This window comes from Parageobacillus thermantarcticus (genome assembly GCF_900111865.1).
GTDB lineage: Bacteria > Bacillota > Bacilli > Bacillales > Anoxybacillaceae > Parageobacillus > Parageobacillus thermantarcticus.
Window position 1 is genome coordinate 1 of sequence record NZ_FOJS01000041.1, and the last position, 25,149, is coordinate 25,149.

Annotated in this window: 20 protein-coding genes, 10 tRNA genes, 2 rRNA genes and 2 pseudogenes; 26 read left to right on the forward strand and 8 right to left on the reverse strand. The window is 42.4% G+C overall.

The window, feature by feature from the left end:
• From BM278_RS14560 to BM278_RS14655, 20 genes are all read left to right on the forward strand, one after another.
• Positions 1-345 (forward strand): 23S ribosomal RNA (locus BM278_RS14560); the annotation flags it as partial.
• A 252-nt stretch (positions 346-597) separates the two neighbouring features.
• Positions 598-714 (forward strand): 5S ribosomal RNA (rrf, locus tag BM278_RS14565).
• Between the two features lie 68 nt (positions 715-782).
• Positions 783-857 (forward strand) — tRNA-Asn (locus BM278_RS14570).
• Between the two features lies 1 nt (position 858).
• Positions 859-931 (forward strand) — tRNA-Thr (locus BM278_RS14575).
• 21 nt (positions 932-952) lie between these two features.
• Positions 953-1,024 (forward strand) — tRNA-Glu (locus tag BM278_RS14580).
• A 12-nt stretch (positions 1,025-1,036) separates the two neighbouring features.
• A tRNA-Val gene (locus BM278_RS14585) sits at positions 1,037-1,112 on the forward strand.
• A 241-nt stretch (positions 1,113-1,353) separates the two neighbouring features.
• A tRNA-Thr gene (locus BM278_RS14590) sits at positions 1,354-1,426 on the forward strand.
• A gap of 9 nt (positions 1,427-1,435) precedes the next feature.
• Positions 1,436-1,517, forward strand: a tRNA-Tyr gene (locus tag BM278_RS14595).
• A 74-nt stretch (positions 1,518-1,591) separates the two neighbouring features.
• Positions 1,592-1,666, forward strand: a tRNA-Gln gene (locus BM278_RS14600).
• A 196-nt stretch (positions 1,667-1,862) separates the two neighbouring features.
• Positions 1,863-1,935, forward strand: a tRNA-Lys gene (locus tag BM278_RS14605).
• Between the two features lie 7 nt (positions 1,936-1,942).
• Positions 1,943-2,014 (forward strand) — tRNA-Gly (locus BM278_RS14610).
• A gap of 17 nt (positions 2,015-2,031) precedes the next feature.
• Positions 2,032-2,104 (forward strand) — tRNA-Ala (locus BM278_RS14615).
• A 168-nt stretch (positions 2,105-2,272) separates the two neighbouring features.
• Positions 2,273-3,175 (forward strand): arginase, encoded by a 903-nt coding sequence (gene rocF, locus BM278_RS14620; protein WP_090951112.1) that lies wholly within the window; start codon positions 2,273-2,275, stop codon positions 3,173-3,175.
• A gap of 160 nt (positions 3,176-3,335) precedes the next feature.
• Positions 3,336-3,899 carry an RNA polymerase sigma factor SigW gene (gene sigW, locus BM278_RS14625; protein ID WP_090951115.1) on the forward strand — a complete coding sequence of 188 codons (564 nt, stop codon included), beginning with the start codon at positions 3,336-3,338 and terminating at the stop codon, positions 3,897-3,899.
• 14 nt (positions 3,900-3,913) lie between these two features.
• Positions 3,914-4,525: an anti-sigma-W factor RsiW gene (rsiW, locus tag BM278_RS14630; RefSeq protein ID WP_090951118.1), complete on the forward strand. Its 612-nt coding sequence runs from the start codon at positions 3,914-3,916 to the stop codon at positions 4,523-4,525.
• 100 nt (positions 4,526-4,625) lie between these two features.
• Positions 4,626-5,447 carry a diadenylate cyclase CdaA gene (gene cdaA, locus BM278_RS14635; RefSeq protein WP_090951121.1) on the forward strand — a complete coding sequence of 274 codons (822 nt, stop codon included), beginning with the start codon at positions 4,626-4,628 and terminating at the stop codon, positions 5,445-5,447.
• Entirely contained in the window at positions 5,440-6,675 is a 1,236-nt protein-coding gene (locus tag BM278_RS14640) for a CdaR family protein (protein ID WP_090951125.1), read from the forward strand. The genes cdaA and BM278_RS14640 overlap by 8 nt, the downstream gene beginning before the upstream one ends.
• A 29-nt stretch (positions 6,676-6,704) precedes the next feature.
• On the forward strand, positions 6,705-8,051 hold the full coding sequence (gene glmM / locus BM278_RS14645; protein WP_090951128.1) for a phosphoglucosamine mutase: 1,347 nt from the start codon (positions 6,705-6,707) through the stop codon (positions 8,049-8,051).
• A gap of 466 nt (positions 8,052-8,517) precedes the next feature.
• On the forward strand, positions 8,518-10,320 hold the full coding sequence (gene glmS / locus BM278_RS14650; RefSeq protein ID WP_090951135.1) for a glutamine--fructose-6-phosphate transaminase (isomerizing): 1,803 nt from the start codon (positions 8,518-8,520) through the stop codon (positions 10,318-10,320).
• Positions 10,321-10,644: 324 nt separating this feature from the next.
• Complete coding sequence (locus BM278_RS14655; protein WP_003247648.1) at positions 10,645-11,124, forward strand: flavin reductase family protein; 480 nt, start codon at positions 10,645-10,647, stop codon at positions 11,122-11,124.
• A 477-nt stretch (positions 11,125-11,601) separates the two neighbouring features.
• Here the strand turns inward: BM278_RS14655 and BM278_RS14660 are convergent, their stop codons facing one another.
• The 5 genes from BM278_RS14660 to BM278_RS14680 form a co-directional block, all read right to left on the reverse strand.
• On the reverse strand, positions 11,602-12,327 hold the full coding sequence (locus tag BM278_RS14660) for an L-lactate permease (RefSeq protein WP_090951137.1): 726 nt from the start codon (positions 12,325-12,327) through the stop codon (positions 11,602-11,604).
• Positions 12,328-12,607: 280 nt separating this feature from the next.
• A complete protein-coding gene (locus BM278_RS14665) occupies positions 12,608-13,609 on the reverse strand; it encodes a FecCD family ABC transporter permease (RefSeq protein WP_090951140.1) in 1,002 nt (333 codons plus the stop codon).
• Positions 13,606-14,616 carry a FecCD family ABC transporter permease gene (locus BM278_RS14670; protein WP_090951143.1) on the reverse strand — a complete coding sequence of 337 codons (1,011 nt, stop codon included), beginning with the start codon at positions 14,614-14,616 and terminating at the stop codon, positions 13,606-13,608. The genes BM278_RS14665 and BM278_RS14670 overlap by 4 nt, the downstream gene beginning before the upstream one ends.
• A 43-nt stretch (positions 14,617-14,659) precedes the next feature.
• Complete coding sequence (locus tag BM278_RS14675) at positions 14,660-15,583, reverse strand: iron-hydroxamate ABC transporter substrate-binding protein (protein ID WP_090951146.1); 924 nt, start codon at positions 15,581-15,583, stop codon at positions 14,660-14,662.
• Between the two features lie 4 nt (positions 15,584-15,587).
• A complete protein-coding gene (locus BM278_RS14680; RefSeq protein WP_090951149.1) occupies positions 15,588-16,379 on the reverse strand; it encodes an ABC transporter ATP-binding protein in 792 nt (263 codons plus the stop codon).
• Positions 16,380-16,558: 179 nt separating this feature from the next.
• Here BM278_RS14680 and BM278_RS14685 point away from each other — a divergent pair.
• From BM278_RS14685 to BM278_RS14705, 5 genes and pseudogenes are all read left to right on the forward strand, one after another.
• Positions 16,559-17,607 (forward strand): annotated as a pseudogene (locus tag BM278_RS14685) (NAD(P)/FAD-dependent oxidoreductase).
• 797 nt (positions 17,608-18,404) lie between these two features.
• Positions 18,405-19,259 carry a 23S ribosomal RNA methyltransferase Erm gene (gene erm, locus BM278_RS14690; protein ID WP_090951152.1) on the forward strand — a complete coding sequence of 285 codons (855 nt, stop codon included), beginning with the start codon at positions 18,405-18,407 and terminating at the stop codon, positions 19,257-19,259.
• Between the two features lie 29 nt (positions 19,260-19,288).
• Positions 19,289-20,167 (forward strand): putative RNA methyltransferase, encoded by an 879-nt coding sequence (locus tag BM278_RS14695; RefSeq protein ID WP_090951155.1) that lies wholly within the window; start codon positions 19,289-19,291, stop codon positions 20,165-20,167.
• 162 nt (positions 20,168-20,329) lie between these two features.
• Positions 20,330-21,078 (forward strand): annotated as a pseudogene (locus BM278_RS14700) (MerR family transcriptional regulator).
• A gap of 320 nt (positions 21,079-21,398) precedes the next feature.
• Complete coding sequence (locus BM278_RS14705; RefSeq protein WP_090951157.1) at positions 21,399-22,604, forward strand: trans-sulfuration enzyme family protein; 1,206 nt, start codon at positions 21,399-21,401, stop codon at positions 22,602-22,604.
• Positions 22,605-22,988: 384 nt separating this feature from the next.
• On the opposite strand, the gene BM278_RS14710 is transcribed toward BM278_RS14705, so the two are convergent.
• The 3 genes from BM278_RS14710 to BM278_RS14720 form a co-directional block, all read right to left on the reverse strand.
• Positions 22,989-23,834 (reverse strand): GGDEF domain-containing protein, encoded by an 846-nt coding sequence (locus BM278_RS14710; protein WP_090951159.1) that lies wholly within the window; start codon positions 23,832-23,834, stop codon positions 22,989-22,991.
• A gap of 96 nt (positions 23,835-23,930) precedes the next feature.
• Positions 23,931-24,464, reverse strand: coding sequence for a PilZ domain-containing protein (locus BM278_RS14715; protein WP_244151189.1), 534 nt, complete (start codon positions 24,462-24,464; stop codon positions 23,931-23,933).
• Between the two features lie 19 nt (positions 24,465-24,483).
• Positions 24,484-24,864 carry an EAL domain-containing protein gene (locus tag BM278_RS14720; RefSeq protein WP_167359649.1) on the reverse strand — a complete coding sequence of 127 codons (381 nt, stop codon included), beginning with the start codon at positions 24,862-24,864 and terminating at the stop codon, positions 24,484-24,486.
• A 49-nt stretch (positions 24,865-24,913) separates the two neighbouring features.
• Here BM278_RS14720 and BM278_RS14725 point away from each other — a divergent pair.
• A partial coding sequence (locus BM278_RS14725) for a DUF4277 domain-containing protein (protein WP_143093458.1) occupies positions 24,914-25,149 on the forward strand: 236 nt, incomplete at its 3' end.

Here is a 25,149-nt window from a genome sequence, read left to right on the forward strand (position 1 = left end):
CGCCCATTAAAGCGGTACGCGAGCTGGGTTCAGAACGTCGTGAGACAGTTCGGTCCCTATCCGTCGCGGGCGCAGGAAATTTGAGAGGAGCTGTCCTTAGTACGAGAGGACCGGGATGGACGCACCGCTGGTGTACCAGTTGTCCCGCCAGGGGCACCGCTGGGTAGCTATGTGCGGAAGGGATAAGCGCTGAAAGCATCTAAGCGTGAAGCCCCCCTCAAGATGAGATTTCCCATCGCGCGAAGCGAGTAAGATCCCTCGAAGATGACGAGGTTGATAGGTCCGAGGTGGAAGCGTGGCGACACGTGGAGCTGACGGATACTAATCGATCGAGGACTTAACCAAAGCGAAACCGAAAAGCGCAGGCGACTGGTTAGCCCCGCTGGGCGCTGGAAGACCTGCGAGGAGGCTGTCGCCGCCACAGCAGGTCGGAAGCGACCCAAGGGGCTAGGAGCCGGAGCTAGACAATAAAAAGCGGAAACCGCCTAGCGAAACGGTTTCTTCCGAACGGACGGTTATCTAGTTTTGAGGGAACGAATCCCTCTTGACAAAAGAAATGATTGAAATATAATAATATCTGTCCAATAGAAATACTTGCCTAGTGACAATAGCGGAGAGGAAACACCCGTTCCCATTCCGAACACGGAAGTTAAGCTCTCCAGCGCCGATGGTAGTTGGGGCCAGCGCCCCTGCGAGAGTAGGTCGTTGCTAGGCAAGTTAAATATTCCGTTTTGGATTTATTGTAAGAAACAACAAAAAATAGAGTATAAATCAACTGTTATTCCGCAGTAGCTCAGTGGTAGAGCAATCGGCTGTTAACCGATTGGTCGCAGGTTCGAATCCTGCCTGCGGAGCCATGCTTCCATAGCTCAGTTGGTAGAGCACTTCCATGGTAAGGAAGAGGTCACCGGTTCAAGCCCGGTTGGAAGCTTTTGTAATCATCTTGTTTTTTGGCCCGTTGGTCAAGTGGTTAAGACACCGCCCTTTCACGGCGGTAACACGGGTTCGAATCCCGTACGGGTCACTTTCTTTTTGTGGAGGATTAGCTCAGCTGGGAGAGCACTTGCCTTACAAGCAAGGGGTCGGCGGTTCGATCCCGTCATCCTCCACCATATATCTTTATCGGATCGTGGACAGTTGTAAATTGCCCCCCGACAAGCTAATATTAGCTAGATACGAAAGGTAGATGGAGAGTCAAAGTACGCTCCATTACCTTCCATGCCAGCTTAGTTCAAGTTGAAAGCCAACGTGCAAGACATTTGTGAAATATGTTTGCTATAAGTTATTTTGACGTGTTTGACACTGTTAAATTTACTAGCAATGGAAATAATTAAGGATTAGTAATTTTTTTATGCCGGCTTAGCTCAATTGGTAGAGCAACTGACTTGTAATCAGTAGGTTGCGGGTTCAAGTCCTGCAGCCGGCATCGTAATACGGAGGGGTAGCGAAGTGGCCAAACGCGGCGGACTGTAAATCCGCTCCCTTTGGGTTCGGCGGTTCGAATCCGTCCCCCTCCATCTTCGCAGTTAAAACAAGTATAAATTTATATGTTGTGTGTGATAATATTTTTTGGGTGGTACTTCTCGATTGTTGGGCTATAGCCAAGCGGTAAGGCAACGGACTTTGACTCCGTGATGCGCTGGTTCGAATCCAGCTAGCCCAGCCATAACTCATTAATTAGTTCGGCACGGACGCAACGAGTGTCTTCATTTAACTACATGAGCCATTAGCTCAGTAAGGTAGAGCAACGAGCCTAAGCTTCGTCGAATAAGCGGCGAGTTGCCTCGACGCATTTGGCATCTTCGAATTAGCAAGTAGAGGAAGAGGCATCAAAAACAACGAGTGTCTTCATTTAACTATATGAGCCATTAGCTCAGTAGGTAGAGCATCTGACTTTTAATCAGAGGGTCGGAGGTTCGAATCCTCCATGGCTCATCAACATGCGGAAGTAGTTCAGTGGCAGAACACCACCTTGCCAAGGTGGGGGTCGCGGGTTCAAGTCCCGTCTTCCGCTCTTTTACAAGTAAATAAGGGGCCTTAGCTCAGCTGGGAGAGCGCCTGCTTTGCACGCAGGAGGTCATCGGTTCGATCCCGATAGGCTCCATTGACTAACATCCCATTTCGGAAAAAAACGAAATGGGATGTTTTTTTGTTTGCCATGATCTCAGATATTTTTGTCTGTTAAGAATAAATATTCAAAAAATTGTTAAGTTGAGTCAATATGATGTTTTCATCTACAATAGTGAAGTAGTAAGATGGGAAGGGGAGTAGCATGAAGAAGATATCGGTTATTGGGGTGCCAATGGATTTAGGGCAGACACGCCGCGGTGTGGATATGGGACCAAGTGCCATGCGTTATGCGGGAGTAATCGAGAGGCTGGAACTCCTTCATTACGAAATTGAAGATTTGGGTGATATTCCAATTGGAAAAGCGGAACGAACTGATGATGAAGGGATGCGGCTTAACTTACGTAATTTGAAAGCGGTTGCAGAAACGAATGAAAAATTAGCAGAGATGGTGGACGATGTGGTTCAAAGAGGACGTTTTCCTCTTGTATTAGGCGGTGACCATAGCATTGCCATTGGAACTTTAGCAGGTGTCGCGAAACATTATCAAAATTTGGGAGTTATTTGGTATGATGCCCATGGCGATTTGAATACGGCGGAAACTTCTCCGTCTGGGAACATTCATGGGATGTCGCTCGCTGTGAGCCTTGGCTTGGGGCATCCATATTTGACGAATATCGGCGGTTACCGCCCAAAAGTGAAACCGGAAAATATTGTTCTTATTGGTGTTCGCTCTCTTGATGAAGGGGAAAAGCGATTAATCCACGAAAAGGGAATAAAAGTATATACAATGCATGAAGTAGATCGCCTCGGTATGACGACAGTGATGGAAGAAACGATTGCTTATTTAAAGGGGCGGACGGATGGCGTCCATTTATCACTCGATTTAGATGGTCTTGATCCGCACGATGCTCCCGGGGTAGGCACGCCGGTTATCGGGGGGCTTACTTATCGCGAAAGCCATTTGGCAATGGAAATGCTTGCAGAAGCGCAACTAATTACATCAGCGGAATTTGTAGAAGTCAATCCGATTTTAGATGAACGCAATAAGACTGCTTCCGTCGCGGTAGGATTGATGGGATCTCTTTTTGGAGAAAAATTAGTGTAGAGGTAGGAAACAGCAGATTTTGTAGAATCTGCTGTTTTATTTTTTGTTTAGTGTGAGGTTAGGCAGATATGGTAAAATAATTGTACGTGTGTTCCTGAAACTTTTTTTATGCATGAACGTAATACACTGTAGCCGCAGTGTGCGGAGGTATCACATTATTATGGAGATATTTGTGAAAAAACGTATCAAAGCGATCAAAAAAGGGGATCAAAATGCCTACGCAGATATCGTAGACCTTTACAAAGATAAAATATACCGTTTATGTTACCGTATGCTCGGAAATCGCCACGAAGCGGAAGATACCGCCCAAGAGGCGTTTATTCGCGCTTATGTTAATATTCATACGTATAATCCAAACATGAAGTTTTCTTCATGGCTTTACCGAATTGCCACCAATTTAGCGATTGATAAAATTCGGAAGAAGAAACCCGATGCTTATTTAGACGAAGAAATAAGCGGCACAGATGGGTTGACAATGTATTCGCAGCTTTCCTCTAACGAAGCTTCTCCGGAAGAAGCGTTAGAAAGTTTAGAACTACAGGAAACCGTGCAGAAAGCAATTGAAAAACTTCCAGAAAAGTATCGCAGCGTTATTGTATTAAAGTATATAGAAGATTTATCGTTACAGGAGATTAGCGAAATTTTGGATTTGCCGATCGGCACTGTAAAAACAAGAATTCATCGTGGCAGAGAAGCGTTGCGAAAGCATTTGGGCCATTTATGAGAGGGGGGAAGAACATGAAATGTCCACATAACATTGTAAACCTTATGCACGACTACTTAGATGGTGATATTAAGCCGCATGATGCGAAAATATTAAAAGAACATTTGCAGCAATGTTCGGCATGCGCTGACCATTTTAACGGATTAAAGAAAACAGTGGCGTTTATTCAGCATGCGTCCCATCTCATCCCTCCTTCTGATTTTACCGCGCGTGTGATGGCAAAGCTGCCGAAAGAGAAGAAGACGGTTCGTATGAGAAGGTGGCTGCAAAATCATCCGTTTATTACCGCCGCCTCGCTGTTTGTTATTTTGACGATCGGCAGCCTATTTACCACATGGAACGAACAAGAACAGTTTTCCGTTTCGACGCGTGAAAATGTTATCATTCGCGGCCATACTGTCATCGTTCCGAAAGGTGAAGTTGTCAAAGGCGACATCGTCGTTCGCAACGGCTCTATAAAGATCGAAGGGAAAGTCGAAGGCAATGTTACCGTCATTCACGGCGAAAAATATTTAGCTTCTGCGGGACAAGTAACAGGAGAATTGGAAGAAATTAATCAAGTATTTGAGTGGATTTGGTATAATATTAAGGAGCGAATGAAGGATGTTGTGGAGACGTTCGAATAGAGAGCCATCTTTTTTGATGGCTTTTTTGTATGATATGTTATAATAAAAGCGCTGTTCAAATACAAATATGTTGGAATTAGATGATAAAGGAAGTGTGAAAATGCCTTTCGGAGAGCTCCCGATTTTAAGTTATTTAGGCAAGATCGTTGATATTCTTGTCGTTTGGTATGTCATATATAAATTCATTATGATGATTCGTGGGACGAAAGCAGTCCAGCTTTTAAAAGGAATTATTCTTATTATGCTCGTGCATATCGTTAGTAACTTTCTCGGTCTTAGCACATTGCAATGGTTAATGGATCGAGCAATTACATGGGGGTTTCTCGCGATTATTATTATCTTCCAGCCGGAATTGCGGCGCGCGCTTGAGCAGCTAGGGCGGGGAAAGCTGTTTTCGCGAAGCAGCGCAAATGATGACGAAGAGCAAACGAAGATGGTTGAGGCGATTATTAAAGCGACAGAATATATGGCAAAACGGCGAATTGGCGCGTTAATTTCCATTGAACGGGAAACGGGAATGGGAGATTATATTGAAACAGGCATTATTTTGAATGCCCGTGTTTCTTCTGAACTATTAATTAATATTTTTATCCCCAACACTCCGTTGCACGACGGGGCTGTCATTATTCAGAAAAACCATGTTGCGGCGGCTGCCTGCTATTTGCCGCTTTCCGAAAGCCCATTTATTTCAAAAGAACTTGGGACTCGGCATCGCGCTGCGTTAGGAATCAGCGAGGTGACGGATAGTGTAACGGTCGTTGTATCAGAAGAGACCGGCGCGGTATCGATCACTAAAAACGGGGAGCTGCACCGAGATTTGACCCCGGAACAGTTTCGGGAGTTGCTTACAAAGGAGCTGGTGCCAGCCACAAAGGCGACTTCCTCATCCCGTTGGCAATGGAGGGGGAAGAAACATGGATAAGTTAATGAACAACCATTGGTTTATTAAAATATTTTCTTTGCTGTTAGCGATTATGCTTTATATGTCAGCGAATATCGAGAAAGAGACAAAATCGGGAGTGATTACTCGCAATACAGTGGGGCAGGAGGATACGGAAACGCTGACGAATGTTCCTGTCGTCGTTTATTATGATGAGGAAAATTTAATTGTCTCCGGTATTCCGAAATATGTGAATATCACTTTACAAGGACCTGCAAGCATCGTGAAGCCGACTGCTTTGCAGCGCGACTTTGAAGTGTATATTGATTTAACAGATTTACCGTTAGGGACGTATACCGTTCCAATCAAATATAAAGACATCTCTGATAAACTAAAGGTTCAAATTCACCCTTCAACCGCAAGAGTAACAATTCAGGAGAAAGTTTCTAAAAATTTCTCTGTTGGGGTTGATTTGATCAATAAAAATAAAGTGCCGGAAGGCTACGTGATCGAACAGCCGCTTGTCAAACCGAACTCTGTCACCATCACTGGTGCCAAACAGTTGATTGATAGCATATCATCCGTAAGAGCGAGAATTGATTTAGGTGGAGCGACAGATACTGTAACACAAGAATCAAGGGTAACCGTTTACGACAGTCGCGGGAATGTGCTAAATTTAGACGTGCAGCCTTCTGTCGTGGAAGTAACCGTTCCGATTAAAAGCCCAAGCAAAACGGTTCCGCTGAAAATTAATCGGACAGGATCGCTGCGAAAAGGATTAAGCATTGTCAAAATAGAAACGATCCCAAATCAAGTGACGATTTTTGGCGAAAAAGAAAAAATCGATTCCATTGAATTTATTGACGGCATTACGATTAATTTAGACGAAATTACAAAAGATACAACGTTAGAAATGGACGTTCCATTGCCGAAAGGGGTAAAAAGCGTTGATCCTGCAAAAGTAAAAGTAGTCGTTGACGTGCAAGAAGAAAAAACAAAAACATTAAAGGAAGTGCCAATTCATGTAATAGGATTAGGAGATCAATATACGGTTGATTTTATCGATCCACAAAAAGGAGCGATGGATATTCAATTATACGGAGCGCCAGACGTATTGGATAATATTCAGCCGAACGATGTTAAGTTGTATATCGATGTCAGTGATTTAGGTGTTGGTGAGCATGAAGTAAAAGCGGAATTGAATGGTCCGCAAAATATCAAATGGGAATTGCCGAAAAAAAGCGTAAAAATTAAAATTAATGAACGATAATTTCATTTACGTAAGGAGAGATTGATATAATGGGTAAATATTTTGGCACTGACGGCGTTCGCGGAGTCGCGAATCGCGAGTTGACACCGGAACTAGCATTTAAAATTGGCCGCTGCGGAGGCTATGTATTAACAAAAAGTGAAGAACGGCCAAAAGTATTGATTGGCCGCGATACACGCATTTCTGGGCATATGCTGGAAGGAGCGCTTGTCGCCGGATTGCTTTCGATTGGGGCGGAAGTAATGCGTCTTGGTGTTATTTCCACCCCAGGCGTTGCTTATTTGACAAAAGCGTTAGGAGCGCAAGCGGGAATTATGATTTCCGCATCACATAACCCTGTTCAGGACAATGGAATTAAGTTTTTTGGCCCGGACGGCTTTAAACTGTCCGATGAACAAGAACAAGAAATTGAGGCGCTGGTTGATAGCCCGGAAGATATGTTGCCAAGACCGATCGGAAAAGCGTTAGGGCAAGTGAACGACTATTTTGAAGGCGGCCAAAAATATTTGCAGTATTTAAAACAGACGATTGACGAAGATTTTTCCGGAATGAAAATTGCGCTCGATTGTGCGCATGGGGCTACTTCGTCCCTTGCCACCCATTTATTCGCTGATTTGGAAGCAGATGTTGTGACAATGGGCGCATCGCCGAATGGCATTAACATTAACGAAGGAGTTGGCTCGACACATCCGGAAGCGTTAGCGGCGTTTGTCAAAGAAAAAGGAGCGGACGTCGGGCTCGCCTTTGACGGCGACGGAGATCGCTTGATTGCGGTAGATGAAAACGGAAATATTGTGGATGGAGACCAAATTATGTATATTTGTGCGAAATATTTAAAAGAAATTGGCCGTCTTAAACAGCAAACGGTCGTTTCCACGGTGATGAGCAATCTCGGATTTTACAAAGCGCTTGAAGCGCAAGGCATTCAAAGTGTGCAAACGGCTGTCGGCGACCGTTATGTCGTAGAGGAAATGAGAAAAAATGGATATAACTTAGGTGGAGAACAATCGGGGCATATTATTTTCCTTGATTACAATACGACGGGAGATGGGTTGCTGACGGCGCTGCAGCTTGTCAATATTATGAAAATCAAAGAAAAACCGCTTTCTGAACTTGCAAGTGAAATGAAAAAATACCCGCAGCAGCTCATCAATGTGAAAGTTGCCGATAAACATAAAGTGATGGAAAACGAAAAAGTAAAAGCCGTGATTCAAGAAGTGGAAAAAGAAATGAACGGAAACGGCCGTGTTCTTGTCCGCCCGTCCGGAACGGAACCTCTTGTGCGCGTGATGGCAGAAGCACCGACAGAAGAAGCGTGCCGACACTATGTTGAACGGATTGCCTCTGTCATTCGCGAGGAAATGGGAATCGAATAGAAAATAAATAAAAGCCCATAATCAACCTATGCATAAATGGAACGTTCTATTCTATTTATGCATAGGTTATTTTATGAAATAATATGACAGTTGACGTTTCTAAAGACGTACTGTAATATTATTTTGTTATTATTTAAAAAAGAAAGGTGGGTAGAAGTTTTTTTCTGTCATTTATTTTTAAAGCGCCTGGACTAAGCGTGGACGGAAGAACGCTTAGTTGACGAGGAGGAGGTTTATCGAGGTTTCGGCGGATGCCTCCCGGTTGTTGCGATTACAGCCGTAAGTCCTTTCTTAAAACAAAGGGGTGACTCTTTGGACAAAGGGAAGGACATAATCGCAAAAATACGGAAACGGGGGAGTCTGTCTGCGCAAAAGGACTAGACCCCTGACGTCGTTCCTTGAAAAAAGAATAAGAAGGAATCTTTTGTGCGACAGCCTCCCCGAATATTAAGGGAGGAATACAGTTATGTGCGGAATTGTCGGGTACATCGGTCAACATGACGTCAAGGAAATTTTATTGCGCGGATTAGAAAAATTGGAGTATCGCGGGTATGACTCCGCAGGCATCGCGATGTTGAACGAGGAAGGAATTCATCTTTTTAAGGAAAAAGGACGGATCGCCGATTTGCGGGCTGTCGTTGATCCAAACGTCAGCGCCACGCTTGGAATCGGTCATACGCGCTGGGCGACACACGGCGCTCCGAGCCGCATCAATGCGCATCCGCACCAAAGCGCTTCAGGCCGCTTCACGCTCGTGCATAACGGGGTTATTGAAAACTATGCGCTTTTGCAACAAGAGTATTTACAAGATGTGGCGCTGAAAAGTGACACGGATACGGAAATTATCGTGCAGCTTGTTGAAAAATTCGTAAACGGCGGCCTTTCCGTCGAAGAAGCGTTCCGCAAAACGTTAACATTGTTAAAAGGTTCTTATGCGATCGCGATGATTGACGCGGAAAATCAAGAAGTTATTTATGTCGCGAAAAATAAAAGCCCGCTGCTTGTCGGACTTGGCAATGGCTTCAATGTTGTTGCGAGCGACGCGATGGCGATGCTGCAAGTGACAAACCAATTTGTCGAACTGATGGATAAAGAAATGGTCATTGTGACGAGAGAAAGCATCACCATTAAAAATTTGGACGGCGACATGATAGAGCGCGCTCCATATACAGCGGAATTAGACGCGAGCGACATCGAAAAAGGGACATATCCGCATTACATGTTGAAAGAAATCGATGAGCAGCCGTTTGTTATGCGCCGCATCATTCAAAAATATCAAGATGAAAACGGCCAGCTCACGATTGCTCCAGAAATGATCGCGGAAGTGATCAATGCGGATCGTTTATATATTATCGCTTGCGGTACAAGTTACCATGCGGGGTTAGTCGGAAAACAGCTGATCGAAAAATGGGCGAAAATTCCTGTTGAAGTACATGTTGCCAGCGAGTTTTCGTACAATATGCCGCTGTTGTCTGAAAAACCGCTATTCATTTACATTTCGCAAAGCGGGGAAACGGCGGACAGCCGTGCGGTGCTTGTGCAAACGAAAAAACTTGGCCATAAAGCGATTACGATTACAAACGTACCGGGCTCTACCCTTTCCCGTGAGGCGGATTATACGTTATTGCTTCATGCCGGCCCGGAAATCGCCGTCGCATCAACGAAAGCATATACAGCGCAAATCGCCGTGCTTGCGATTTTGGCGACAGCTGCGGCGAAAGCGAAAGGCATTGCGCTTGACTTCGACTTGAAAAAAGAGCTTGGCATTATCGCCAATGTAATGGAAATGTTGTGCGACGCGAAAGAAGAAATGGAAAAAATCGCCCGCGAATATTTATCAATGACGCGCAACTGCTTCTTCATCGGCCGCGCCGTTGACTATTATGTGTGCCTTGAAGGTGCGTTGAAATTAAAAGAGATTTCTTACATTCAAGCAGAAGGATTCGCTGGCGGAGAATTGAAGCACGGAACGATCGCTCTCATCGAAGACGGCACCCCAGTCATCGCCTTGGCGACGCAAGAGCACGTCAACTTAAGCATTCGCGGCAACGTCAAAGAAGTTGTCGCCCGCGGCGCCAATCCATGCATTATTTCGATGAGAGGCTTGGAAACAGATGAAGACCGCTACGTCATTCCGGCGGTTCATCCGATGCTTACACCGCTCGTTTCCGTCGTGCCGTTGCAGCTCATCGCCTACTACGCGGCATTGCACCGCGGCTGTGACGTCGACAAACCGCGTAACTTGGCGAAGAGCGTAACGGTCGAATAAAAGATAAAAACATCTCATATTTGTTAAGTGGCAAAAAAGTTGTATACTGGACTTTTTAAAGAGGGTGTCCCGTTTTCTGCTTTTGGGACGCCTTTTTTTTAATAATATCCTTCCATTCTCTTTTCCAATAAAGAGTTATAAGGATTATGCCATCTGTCGTTTTCTTAAAAGCTTGTGTTCGACCGCTGTATTCTAAGTTGTGAAATCTCCCTTGTCTCCTAAAAATAAAAAGCTGGACATATATGATTAGTTTGAATAAAATGGAAAATAAGAACATCTACACAACTGAAAAACGCGATTTTTACGGAAGGAGGAGTTCCATACATGGATGCCAAGGCGAAAAAAACGGCTTTGCGCGGAATTACATACGGTTTATACATTGTCGGCACAAAAGATGAAAATGGCGCTGCCAATGCTTTTGCGGGAAACTGGCTGACACAAACGTCTTTTAATCCTCCATTGGTAGCGGTTGCAGTGAAAGTAGGCACCCGTTCCCAAGAGCAAATTGCCAAAAGCGGCGTATTTAGCGTCAATATTTTAGAAACGGGCCAAAAGGATATGGTCACTGCTTTCTTTAAATCTTTAGAACCGGAAGGAAATAAGCTGGCAGGATACGAATTCTACACCGAAGAAACAGGGTGCCCGATTTTTAAAGATGCGCTCAGTTTCTTTGAGTGCAAAGTCGTCGAAAAAGTAGAAAAAGGCGATCACTATATTTATGTAGGCGAAGTAATCAATGCAGGTGTGCATCGGGAAGGCGATCCGCTGACACTGAAGGAAACCGGATTTTATTACGGGGGGTAATTTGGAGACTCCTAATGTGCAAACCTGTTGTTATAAGTATTAAGTGACAAAAAAGTTGGTATAACTGAGCTTTTTAAACGAGGGTGTCCCATTTTTCTGCTTTTGGGACATCCTCTTTTTTTTAAAGATAAGACTCTGTTTAAATTTTAATGTTGATTTTTAGACTGCAGAAAAAGACCAAACTAAAGGTTCTTGCGCTATTTTAGGAGGTGACTTTCTATTAACTACAAGTTAAGTCCATATAATTGTGTAAAAAGGGAAATAGAAAAAGAGCCATGTTGCTTCCCCTTTGGTAGAATAAACAGTGGACAAACAAACACCAAACATAAGGAGGAATGCAACAACGGCTTAATATCATGAGAGGGGGCATTTCTTTCTTATAACTAGTCATATAATATACGTTGAGTTTATTGTAATCCCCCTGCTTAGTCCCCTGTCCTTCATGTCAACTTAGACTTAACTAAGATTTCTAAACAATCATGTAAAAAAATTCAAACATAATATAAAAATAATAATAATCAACATAGCCGTTAGAGATATTGGAAGAATACCTCGTACCAATTGTCCCTCATTTCCTGAATTTTTTGTAATGGAAGCAACTAATGCAACCCTAGATGGTGAAGCCATAGTCATATTAGATGCTGAAACATTTTGGGATGTAGCATACAACAGTTCTGAACTATGTAATTTATTTGCCATTGTGCTTTGAAAATGTGAGAACATTGCATTAGAAGCACTGTTGCTGCCACTCATAAATCCACCGATTGCACCGATTATAGGAGATGCAATAATAAACCAAGAACCCAATAAAGCGGCCACATTTGTCGCGATAAAATCTGTCATTCCAGATTGTTGCATTACACTGGACATAGCAACAAATCCGATTGTTGCCATACTTGCTGGATATACTTGTTGTATCGTTCTAATAATGCAGGATTTGATCTGAAACATTTTTAAGCGGTATATCCCAATGGTCACAATAGAAGCTAAAAACAATGCAAATCCCGGGCTATACAAGAGTTCTAAATGAAAATTATATTTTGGTAATCTAACCGCCATTACATTAGTAAGGATTAATTTCAAAGACGAATAAAAATGTGATATAAAGATATAAGTCGTTAAAATAAGGTAAGGTATAATAGCTTTTAGAAAATCCCTTTTATTTGTTAGAAGAGTTGATTTTGATACCGCGGTCAAGTCCAAATTATTGTGTAAATTCCCCTTTGATAGAAAACATGGACCTGATGACTTGACGTATGGCAGGTAAGTCCGGCAAGTCTCCCTGCCGGTCGCCTTCCCGGACAAACGATCATATTGTCAAGGAACAGGCGTGTCAAGGAGCTTTCGCGGCATACTGTTTATTCTACCAAAGGGGAAGCAACATGGCTCTTTTCTTATTTCTCTTTTTACACAATTATACGGACTTAACTCAGTCGGATGTAAAACAAAATGGCAACTTATGCTTATTAATTCGGATAGAAAATCATTTTCTCAGTAATAAATAGATAAAATATGGCGCGCCGATTAAGGAGACCATGATACCTGCCGGAATACCGCCTGCTATATTGCGCCCGATTGTGTCAGCGAATAATAAGAGCCATCCGCCAATCAGAATGGCGATCGGGATAAATAGTTGGTTTCTTGGCCCTATTAGCGCCTTTGCGATATGCGGAGCCATGAGGCCGATAAAGGAAATTCCTCCGGTGACCGAAACGGAGGAAGCGGCTAGAGCAACAGCAGTGATAATCAATAAAATGCGCTCCTTTTGAATTTCTAATCCGACCCCGATTGCCACCGGTTCACTTAATTCTAATATATTCAACCGGTTTGCTTTGTATAATGTAAACGGTATAAGCACAATTAACCATGGAAGAATGGCCAATATAAACGGCCAATCATCTCCCCAAATATTCCCGGCCAACCATTTTGCGATAAAATCTACTTTTGTCCGTTCAGCAGAGGAAATGAGCACAATCATAGCCCCAGAAAGCGCCATGGAACATCCAACGCCGAGGAGCACTAATCTTACCGGTTGCAGGCCTGCGTTTCGGTTATATGATAGCAAATAAATGAAACACGCTGTGAATAAAGCGCTAATAAAAGCGATAAGCGGAATCAAGTAAGCAAAAGAATCAGACTGTACAGGGAAAAACAAAAAGAACACCGCCACTCCGACGCCGGCGCCAGAATTAATGCCTAAAATGCCGGGATCAGCTAAATCGTTTCGAGTGATTCCTTGTAAAATAGCGCCCGACAACGCGAGGGCCATCCCGGCCAGCAGCGTGATCACGATCCGCGGAAGGCGAATGGAAAATAAAACAAATTCTTCTTTAAACGTACCATGGCCGAAAAGGACGGGAATCAGGCGGTCATAAGATAGGGAGGAGTAACCCGTTCCCATCCCCATCACCATTGTCGCCATGATCAGTACCAGTAAAATAACGAGAATCCGCCGCTGTTTCTTGATTAACGCCGATTGAATCATGAGAGCACTTTCCCTCCTTTATGCACGATAAACAGGAAGAAAGGTAAGCCCATGATCGCAACGATGGCCGCCACTGGTGTTTCATACGGCGCATTGATCGTACGTCCAAGTGTATCAGCCAAAAGCATCAAAGTCGCTCCTAAAACTGCCGACATTGGTATAATAAAACGGTAATCCGTTCCCACCATTGTCCGAACAATATGAGGCACCATCAAGCCGATGAATGTCATATTTCCGGCAAGCGCCACAGAAGCGCCGGCGAGCAGGACAATGGCAAGGAATAGGATTGCTTTTATTTGCATCGTCTTTTGCCCTAACCCAACTGCCACTTCCTCATTTAGGCTAAGAATGGTTAGTTGCCTCGAGAGAAAAAGCGAAATAAGCATGCCTATTGCAATAAAGGGAACAATGATTTGAAGCTGATGCCATGAAGTTCCGATAAATCCTCCTGCCGTCCACATCGACACATCTTTTGAAATTTTAAAGTAAATGCCGACCCCTTCTGCGACCGCGTATAGGAATGTGGAAACGGCAGAGCCGGCCAGTACCATTCGAAGAGGTGAAAAGCCTCCTTTTTTCATTGCGCCAATGCCGAAAACTAGCAGCGATCCGACAGCCGCCCCGATAAAACAAGCAATCGTGATGTACAAATAATTGGCCGAGGGAATGAAGGCCATTGTAACGGCCAATGCCGCATTGGCACCGGCCGTTAATCCAAGCAGGCCGGGATCAGCAAGCGGGTTTCTCGTAATTCCTTGCATCATCGCACCGGAAGTGGCTAATGCCGCTCCAACAAAAATCGCAGCCATTTCACGCGGCAGGCGAAGCTCGCGAATCATCAAAATTCGCTCATTTTTTACATGGGAAGTGAGGGCGAGCCATACATCTTTTATGGTTGTATTTGTTGCGCCTAGCATCATCGCGATCCAAAACATCCCGGCAAGTGCCAAGATGGCAACAATGAACTTATAGATAAACGGGATCGACCGTTCCGTTTTTGCTGTCATGTTTATCCTCTCTTTTCTTTTTTCTTTTGGACGTCTTCTCCGTTTACTTGCCTAGAAAGTGCTTGATAAAGAAATCAAGTTGGTATTCTAATGTGATCGGGTCATTAAAATAGAACTCTTTCGCATTTGCCTCAAATACCCGATGATTTTTTACTGCCGGAAGGTTTTTGTACGTTTCTGTTTGTTGGAATGAATTGTCGCCATCTGGATTTTTGCTAATGATTAAGTAGTCGCCGGCGAACTGAGGCAGCGCTTCTAATGACAGTGCATAATAACCTTGTTTTAACGCCATTTCTTCCACTTTTTTAGGCATTTTTAACTTCATTTCTTGATAAAGAATTTCAGCACCTCTACCCCAGTTATTTCCAAAAACATAAAGTTGTTTATCGAAGTTTTCAATGACAGAAACAGTGGCATTTTCGCCAATTTTTGCTCTAATCTCTTCTCCGGCTTTTTGCGCCCGTTTTTTAAAGTCATCGATCCAAGCTTTTGCTTCTTTTTCTTTGTTTAACAGTTTGCCGATTTCTAAAAATTGCGTTAAGTAGTCTAATTTTCCGTACGTATACGTGACAGTGGGAGCAATTTTGCTTAATTTATCGACATTCTTCGTGTTGGACAAACCAATAATTAAATCTGGATTTAATTCTATAATTTTTTCGATATCTTCATCAGACACTACCTTGGCATTTTTCAGCTTGTCTTGAAAACGAGGGTTCATTTTCGACCATGAATCGACACCGACGATATTGACGCCTAAAGCCATCACATGACCGGCGAAGGACGACAGCACGACAACCCGTTTCGGATGGGCAGGCACCTCGATTGGTCCGTTTTCAGATTGATACGTAATCGTTTCTGGTTTCTTTTCTTTTGCGGCGGAATTATCTTTATTTTCTGTTGTCTTGCCGCTGCAAGCGCTCATCACTAGTACCATCAGCACGATGAAGGGGATCAATAGTTTTTTCATTTCTTTATTCTCCTTTCACTAAGTGATATGTCAGGCATATTGGTTTGTTCGTCCGAGGATCTCGCCCAATTTCGGCATCAATATGAAATACTTGTTTAAGCACATCACGGGTCATCACTTCTTCACCATTTCCGGCTTTCACAATTTTTCCGTCTTTTAAAGCGATAATATAATCGGCAAAACGGGCTGCTTGGTTTAAATCATGGAGAACCATGACGATCGTCCGGCCTTGTTCAACGTTCAGTTTTTGCAATAGCTCCAATACTTCTAGTTGATGGGCCATATCTAAATAGGTAGTCGGTTCATCAAGGAAAATAATGTCCATTTCTTGAGCAAGAGCCATGGCGATCCACACACGCTGGCGTTGCCCGCCAGACAGCGAGTCGACAGGGCGGTATTTAAACTGGATCGTCCCTGTTACTTCAAGCGCCCAATCAATGACTTCATAATCTTTTTTTGTTAAGTGTCCGAATCCTTTTTGGTAAGGAAAGCGGCCATAGGAGACCAGTTCTCCGACCGTCAGCCCGCCTGGACTTTCCGGTGTTTGGGGAAGAATCGCCATCTTTCTTGCAAGGACTTTTGTATTTTCATTGAAGATTTGTTTGCCATCTAAAACGACTGTTCCTGATTGAGGCGTTATAATCCGCGTCAATGTTTTTAAGAGGGTGGATTTGCCGCAGCCATTCGGTCCGATAATGGCTGTGATTTTTTGATCGGGAATTTCGATGTTTAAATTTTTCACAATTAAATGTTCATGATAGCCAATATTTAAGTCCTTTGTGTACAGGCGAACCATGGATTTCACCTCCTGTCCTAAAAAATAATTAATAACGATAATCATTATCATTAAAATACACTATATAATGTAAAGAAATTTGTTTAGATTGTCAATAATCATATTGTAAATGAGCAGAAAAAGCGATATATTTTATTGAGAATGATAATCGTTAATGATTGCTGTGTGAGGTGAAGCCGATGGAACGGGAAGAACTGTATGATGTGACGATCATTGGCGGAGGACCAGCGGGACTTTACGCTGCTTTCTATAGCGGGCTGCGGAAGATGAAGACAAAGCTGATTGAATATCAGCCGCAATTAGGCGGGAAACTGCATGTCTATCCAGAAAAAATAATTTGGGATGTGGGAGGGCATGCGCCCATTACAGGAGAACAGTTAATGAAACAATTAGTAAAACAAGGGTTAACGTTTCATCCTACGGTCATATTAAATGAAAAGGTAGTGTCCATTAAGCGTCAGAATGATGGCATTTTTGTGTTATCGACGGTTTCCGGACAGCAGCATTTTTCGAAAACAGTGATTGTGGCGGTAGGAAGCGGTATATTAAAGCCGAAAAAGCTAGAGATAGAAGAGGCAGAAAAATTTGAGGCAACGAATTTACATTATACGGTGGAATCGTTAAAGCGTTTTAAAGATAAAACCGTGATCATTTCTGGCGGCGGAAACTCTGCTATAGATTGGGCGAATGAATTAGTGCCGATTGCGAAAAAAGTGTATTTAACCTATCGAAATGAAGCGTTAAAAGGTCATGAATCACAAGTAACGCAATTATTGAATAGTTCAGCTGTTTGCTATTTTAATACGTCGATTACCAAATTAATCGCCAGTGCGAATCATGAAGTCATTGAACGTGTCGAGCTGACAAACCATGAAACAGGAGAGGTTATTATTTGCCGGTGGATGAAGTGATTGTTAATCACGGTTATGAACGTGATACGTCATTACTTGAGAATAGTGAGTTAGATATTAAAATGGCCGATAATGATTATATTGCAGGCAACGCGAATTGTGAGTCCTCCGTACCCGGGCTCTATGCGGCTGGCGATATTTTGAAATATGACGGAAAGTTAAATTTAATCATCGGTGCTTTTCAAGACGCGGCAAATGCGGTCAATAGCGCCAAACGGTTTATTGAGCCTGCGGCTGATCCATTTGGAATGGTTTCTTCGCATAACGAAATCTTTAAAAAACAAAATCAGGAGTTCATTAAACAAATGATGAAATAAAAAACGGATTTTTTCACTGTACTTCCAGGTGTGTTTTTAGCAAGGTTACGTGAAGAGCAATCTCACAGTGCTGGATAGATGGGAGTCAGTTATCCACTTAATAAGTGTGTTTGGTTGTGTAATAGAGCCAATAATGAAAGCCTTCACGGATTACGGGGAGAGATATGCGTTCCCCTGTTATTTTTTTACGGAAGCACGCTAAGCAGAGAGAGAATCAAAAGATTTTAAAATTCGAAAGATGAGCCTTTTTTGCTTTAATAACAGTTTTATGGAATAAATTTTTTACTGTTGATTATAAGTTAATGATTATGTTATACTATTTATCTAATTTTGAAAATGGAGGGTTTCCTTGTGACATTTATCAGACTTCGATCCCAAGCTTTGAACGGGTAATTGAATATGTTCAAAGGCTCTGCCTGTGTGTAGAGTAAATGGGATTGGTCTGCCTATTTTTAAGGAAACCTGTTGTTTTATGATAATATGAAAAATAGGGGCGAATCTGCCCTCTTTTTTTGTTTTTCTTTAAAAAATATTCGATAAGGAATGTTTCTTGGTATTCTTATCTACATCGCAATTCGGTTGCCTTTTTTGCTGTAATTTCATGACGTGTGGGTAGGGTTTAGTTAAGTATGCCATTCTTTATTGGAAGGCCAGAATTGTGACCGGGAAAAGAATCGTCGTTTTCTTCTGAAAATCACTGATCCTTTTTGGTTTCTTAGATAGGTCCATATTCCTTTACTGAAACACAGGCAGATCGCCTGTGTTTTTTTATTTTGTCAAAGTAATGGAGGATCTATATGAAAAAACAAAATAAACGTAATCGTAAGATTCGCAAATATATAGAGTGGCCTAATTTTTCTGGTCAACATCTTTTGCATAACAAGCGGATCATTAATGACTTAATTCAAATGGGAAATTTGACTTCTAATGACACCGTATTGGATCTTGGAGCGGGAAAAGGAGCACTGACGTTTCCGGTGGCAGAAAAAGCAGGAAAGGTTATCGCTGTAGAGTATGACCCTCGCTTTGTAGAGATTCTTAAGAAAAAAGCGGAAGCTTATCCTAATATTAAAGTTATTCAACAAGATATTTTAAAGCTTCATCTTCCTAAAGAACCTTTTATTGTCGTAGCTGGTATCCCATATGCTATTACGACGCCAATTATGAAAATGCTTCTTCATCAACCTGCTAATTCATTACAAAGAGCCGTGTTAGTGATGGAAAAAGGAGCAGCTAAGCGTTTCACTTCTTATCCCATTACGAATCCGCTTATTTTAAAGTGGCGAATGTGGTTTGATTTAGGATATGTAAGAGAAATTTCTCGTGAAAACTTTTCCCCTCCACCAAAGGTAGATTCCGCCATCTTAATCATACGGAGGAAAAAGAAACCTAGCATTCCATACAAATATCATGACAGTTTTTTAGGGTTGGCTGAATATGCTTTGAAATATCCGCAACTGCCATTGTACGAAGCGTTGAAAGGAGTGTTTACTCCTCCGCAAATAACCCGTTTGGTTCGAAATCTCGGCGTCAACCGAAATATAGCCATTTGTTTGCTGAATGAAATTCAGTGGGGGATCGTTTTCCATACGATGGTCCAGTATGTTCAACGTCCGTACTGGCCAAAAGCCAAAAAGCACAAAAATAACTAATTATTATGAAAGGTGGGGGCATTGTTAAAATGAGCAAAAAAATCATATGCGCCAAACTGATCAATAAATTTGAAAAGATTTTCCAATGTCCAATTTGTTCGTCTCCTATGGGAATCGTGGACTTGAAAAGTTTAATTTGCTCTAGCAACCATACTTTTGATATCGCCAAGCAGGGATATGTAAATTTGATGACTCGTTCTCTCGCAACGAGGTACGATAAAGAATTATTTGAGTCACGTAAGATTATTGCTGAAAGTGGATTTTTTGAACCGTTATACAAGATGGTTAGTGAATGGATAAAAAATGAAGTGCGTTTAGAGGAAGAAACAGTAAAAATACTAGACACAGGATGCGGAGAGGGATCGCATTTATCCAGGATCAAGCAGAAAATCAGTTCTCATTCCACCGGTGAAGTATTGGGAGTGGGGATTGATATAGCGAAAGAGGGTATTTTGGTAGCAGCTAAGCATCATTCAACAAACATGATTTGGTGCGTCGCTGATCTTGCACACAGCCCTTTTAGGAGCAACACATTTGACGTAATCCTTAACATCCTGTCGCCAGCAAACTATAAAGAATTCCAAAGACTGCTGAATGACAACGGCATCGTCATAAAAGTGATTCCTCGAAGTGATTATCTGAAAGAACTAAGAGAAGTTTTCTTTGATGAACCAGAAAAGCAATCTTATTCTAATCAAAAGATAGTTCGAAGATTTAATGCTAACTTTGAAACTGTGGACATGTTTCGGTTGTGTTACAGTATTTCTTTGAGTAAAGCGCTGATTCCACCGTTGATTCGCATGACTCCTTTATCATGGTCTGCAACAGCGGAAAAGATAGAGGCATTGTTAAACATGAATTTATCCGAAATAACCATCGATCTAGATGTTTTAATTGGAAAAAAATAAGGTCATTTTGCGTTTACAGATGGCTTTGTTTAGTTAACACCGTTCGGATCTCTGAACGGTGTTATGCATATTTTGTGCATCGAATGCAATATTTTTCAAAACATATGTTGACTCTCACATCACGTGATACTTTATAGTGAATGTTGAAGGGAGGCCGAAATGATGGCAATGAAAGTGAAAGAAGTGGCGGATTTAGTTGGCATTAGTGTGCGCACACTGCATTATTATGATGAAATCGGGCTATTAACTCCAGAGAAGACAACCGAATCCGGTTATCGCCTTTATACAGATGATGACCTTGAGAAATTGCAACAAATCTTATTTTTCAAAGAGCTTGGCTTCCCTTTAAAAAAAGTCAAAGAAATTATCAATAGTCCTTCGTTTGATCGATATGAGGCGTTGGTGCTGCAGCGAAAAATGCTGCTGGAGAAACGCAGGCGGCTTGATAAAATGATTGCTACGATTGATAAGGCAATTCAGCATATGAAAGGAGAAATTCAAATGACGAACAAAGAGAAGTTTGAAGGCTTTGATTTTCGTCATAATCCATACGAACAAGAAGCCCGTAAACTCTGGGGAGATGAAGCTGTCGACAATGCGAATGCCAAATTGAGGAACATGTCTAAAGAAGAACAAGAAGCTATGGTTAAAGCAATGAATTCGATCTATCAAAAACTTGCGGCCCTTCGCCATGGCTCTCCTGAATCAGAAGAGGCGCAAGCGGCAATTAAAGAATGGTATGATTTTTTGAACAATAACTTCGGCAATTACTCGCTCGAAGCGTTCAAAGGATTAGGGCAAATGTACGTGGATGATGCCGCTTCACCAAAAACATTGACCAATTTGGGGAAGGATTAGCGAAGTTTATGCGCGATGCTATGGCAGTCTTTGCGGATAAAAACAAAAAATAATGTGAACAAAAGCAGGGCAATTCCCTGCTTTTGTTGCTATTGCCACAAACTCCATAATCTTTTACTTAGGTAGATGGCGCTGCAGGCAGGGAAACACATTTGCAAACAACAGGGAAAGGGAAAATATACCGCCAATCCCTGGCTTAATCCATCTATAACGATGGGTTTACTTTTTTTTAAGAAAAATTATATAATATTTATTAAATTCTGAAATAAATTAAGGTTCTGTTAATTGATGGAAAGATCCATGCGAGCCTAATGGACGGCACTAATTTTTTATCAAGATCCCTTTATCTAGAAAAGTAAAGGAGAGAGAGTAGATGAATAAACGTGATCATCGCGAAGCGCGGAATCTTGAAGGGCTACGAACGGAAACATTGGTCGTACATGGAGACGATTGGGTAGCGGACGATGGAGGGGTGGCTCCGCCAATTTATTACACAGCTACGTTTCGTGCGCATAATTCCCGCGAATTTGCGGAAATGGCGGGAACCCCCCGGCATCCACGGTATTACACACGTTATGGAAACCCATTATATGAGCGTGTCGCAAGGATTATGGCTGAGCTGGAAGACACTGAAACCGCGCTTGTCACTGGTTCAGGGATGGGGGCAATCGCTACGACCATTTTAGCTTTAGTTAGTGCGGGAGATCATGTGGTCGCACAGACTCGGCACTATATGAGCACCGCCAAGATCATGGATGAGATGTTGCCGCGATTTGGAGTGGAAGTGACTCTGGTCGAACAATCGGACATCAACGCTTTTGCGGAAGCGATACGGCCTAACACAAAGCTCATCATGGTGGAGACGCCAGCCAATCCGACTTTAGTGTTGACGGATTTGGCTGCGGTGGTGGAATTGGCGCGTCCGCAAGGAATTATCGTTGTGGCTGATAACACATTTGCGTCGCCGATCAATCAGCGTCCTCACGATTTCGGTGTCGATATCGTTATTCACAGCGCAACAAAATATTTGGGGGGACACCATGATTTGACGGCCGGTGTCATCTGCACGAGCGAGGAGCTAGCTGAGCGTATTTGGCATACGCATATTTCCATTGGTTCGGTCCTTTCGCCAATGGATGCATGGTTATTATTGCGCGGTCTGCGTACGCTTCCGATACGAATGGAACGCATTAACGTCAACGCTTTAGCTTTGGCTGAATTTTTGGAGGAGCAGCCGCAGGTAGATCGGGTGTATTATCCTGGCCTTCCTAGCCATCCACAACACGAATTGGCAAAACGGCAAATGCGAGGGTTCGGGGCGGTCATTGCCTTTGCCATCAAAGGTGGTTATGAAGAAACTCAGCGGTTTGTTTCCGCGTTAAAACTGCCGCCTAATGCAGTGAGTCTGGGAGGAGTCGATTCCCTTGTGGTACATACAGCAGCGATGTGGGAAGGAGTGATGACCGAGGAGCAAATGCGGACCGCTGGCATTCCGGCCAATTTCGTGAGATTCTCAGTTGGCCTCGAGCATATCGATGACCTGAAAGCGGATGTGTGGCAGGCTTTGCAGACGATTTAAAATCGTGTTAAGGCTTCTTCACAATGAGTGGTTGTACTATAAACGGTGGTGAAAAAACATGAGAAACGCACTTTTCCACGGGGAGTTCAACGCAATATCGTCTGCAAGCGGAGCATGGAGTGTAAGCGTCTGTGGAATCTGTCCGAACAATTGCGGGTTTTTTAAAGTTAGCGATTGATTTTGGACATATACGAAGCGACAAAGTGATGAGAGAAAGTCCGTTCGCTTTGATTTTTTCGGCAAGAAAAGGAAGTAATAAATGTTTCTGAGCGGGAAGATTTATTACTTCCTTTTTGTATAGCGGTGGTACGACATGAACTTTGTTTGTACCGCGACATTCGACAATTTTTTCAAGCTCGCTTAAGAAACAGATTGGGCTGTTTTTTAGTTTTGGAATGCTATCGGGTTATTTAGTCCTACCACTTTATTTCTGCCCGTCGCTTTGGCTTTGTACAACGCTTGATCCGCTTTCTCTAAAAATTTCTTCAAATCTTGCCCTTCGATGTATTCAGTAACGCCAATGCTGATCGTTACGAAGATGCGGATCCCTTTGTAAATAAACTTCGTGTTTTCCACCGTTGTGCGGATTCGCTCAGCGAATTTGATTCCATGTTCCAGCGAACAGTTCGGCAAAAGAATGATAAATTCTTCGCCGCCTATTCTAACAAATACGTCAGAGTCGCGAATCGCTCCTTTGATTACGCGAACGATTTTTTTCAACACGGCATCTCCCGCGTGATGGCCGTATGTGTCATTAATTTTTTTAAAATGATCGATGTCAAACATGATTAATGTCATTACTTGTTTTTGTTCTTGGGATAAAGGGATCATTTTTTCCATATACAATTCTAAATATCGGCGATTGTAGATTCCGGTAAGCGGATCGGTCAATGCAAAATTTCCCAGTTCGATGATCAGTTTTGCTGTCTTTATTTGGAAGAAGGAAATAACTATGAAGATGATACATTCTAATATTCCCGTCATGATGAGGGAAACTACGTCTTCATATAATATTTTGCTTTGATAAAAGAAAAGTTCAGCGACCATGATAAGAATGATCCCTAATATTCCGACAACGATCGTTGTTTTCCATGTCGGCGATAAAAATATAATCGCGACGCTAGGGATTAACAGAAGCATCCATAGCAATTGGTCAGAAAAATAATAGTTAATTACTAACGTTGCGATGAACGATGCGAAAATAAATATATATATGAACTTATAGCTCATTATTCACGTTTCTCCTTTGCATAATAATCAAAGTTTTCCTCCGATGCGGTGGCATTTGCTTGAAAATAAATTGCCGCAGTTTCAGCGCGCGCAGCATTATATCTTCCTTCTTTCCAATTCTAATTTTTTTATGATTTGATATAAACGCTGCTGATCTTGATGATCTAGTTCCATGAATTCAATTCCATACAAAATATCGTTCATTAACTCCTCTTTCCTTACGATTTTTCCTTTCAAAGAAAATTCCTCATTACAGAGCGTAAAATGGATGAGCAAAAAAATCTTTTTTCTAATGGGCAAATCTAATTTGCAGCTTAATTTCATGCCCAAGTAACTAATATCTTTTATTTTCCCTTCGCCTTTTTTATATTTTAGCGGTTCTAGCGATTTGTCGCCAAAACCAATTAATTCAAATTTACATTCTTGATCGGGGAGCTTTATGCGGAACGCTCGCCTTCTTTCCGCTTCACTCCATTTTGCTTGCAGATCCGTCAATGATTCTTGCAGCGTATTAATTTGGGCATCTTTTTTTCGTAATTGTTTTGCATAAAACCAGTATATTAGTATGAGTAAAAGCGCCTGTATGATCAAAAGCGCAATTAATACATCTTCCAATACCGATATTTTCATACCGCCACTTTGCCCCTTTTTACTGGATTTCACTGATTGGCAACGGCTTTCCTAGCAGATATCCTTGTCCTAAATGGACTCCTAATTTTTTTGCCATCGTTAAATCTTTTGGCTCCTCAATTCCTTCTAGCACTAAATAAATGTTTTTTTGCATGCAAAAGTTTAAAAACATTTTAATTTCGTTTTGTTTTTTTGCAGAATTTGATAAATCGGCAGAATAATATCGGTCTAGCTTTACAAATTCTGGTTCGAGCTCAGCTACAGTATGCAGGGAAAATTCGCCTTTGCCGATGTCATCAAGAGCGACGGAAAAACCGTTAGTTTTTAAAAAACGTATCGCTTTTTTTAACTCACATTTCGCACCCTCCCAACGAAAATCGGGAGGATTTTTTGTGTCCATCGTCGAATGAATCCTTGACATACAAGGAAAGTGAAGGAGTTTTTCTCTCATGAACGTTCAAGTCAAAAAGGTCTATCGCAATTATTATTTGAATATAATAAGTGCCCTATTCAAGAAACTGGGCCTGCCCCAATTGATTGACCATCTCGTTCCCGTTGATCCACAGTGCCAGACTCGAGTCAGCGATGCCGTTCAGGCCATCATCTACAATATGTTTGACGGCCGGCAAGCCCTCGTTCACGTGGAACGATGGGCTCAGGAGATCGATCTAGAGAAACTCATCCG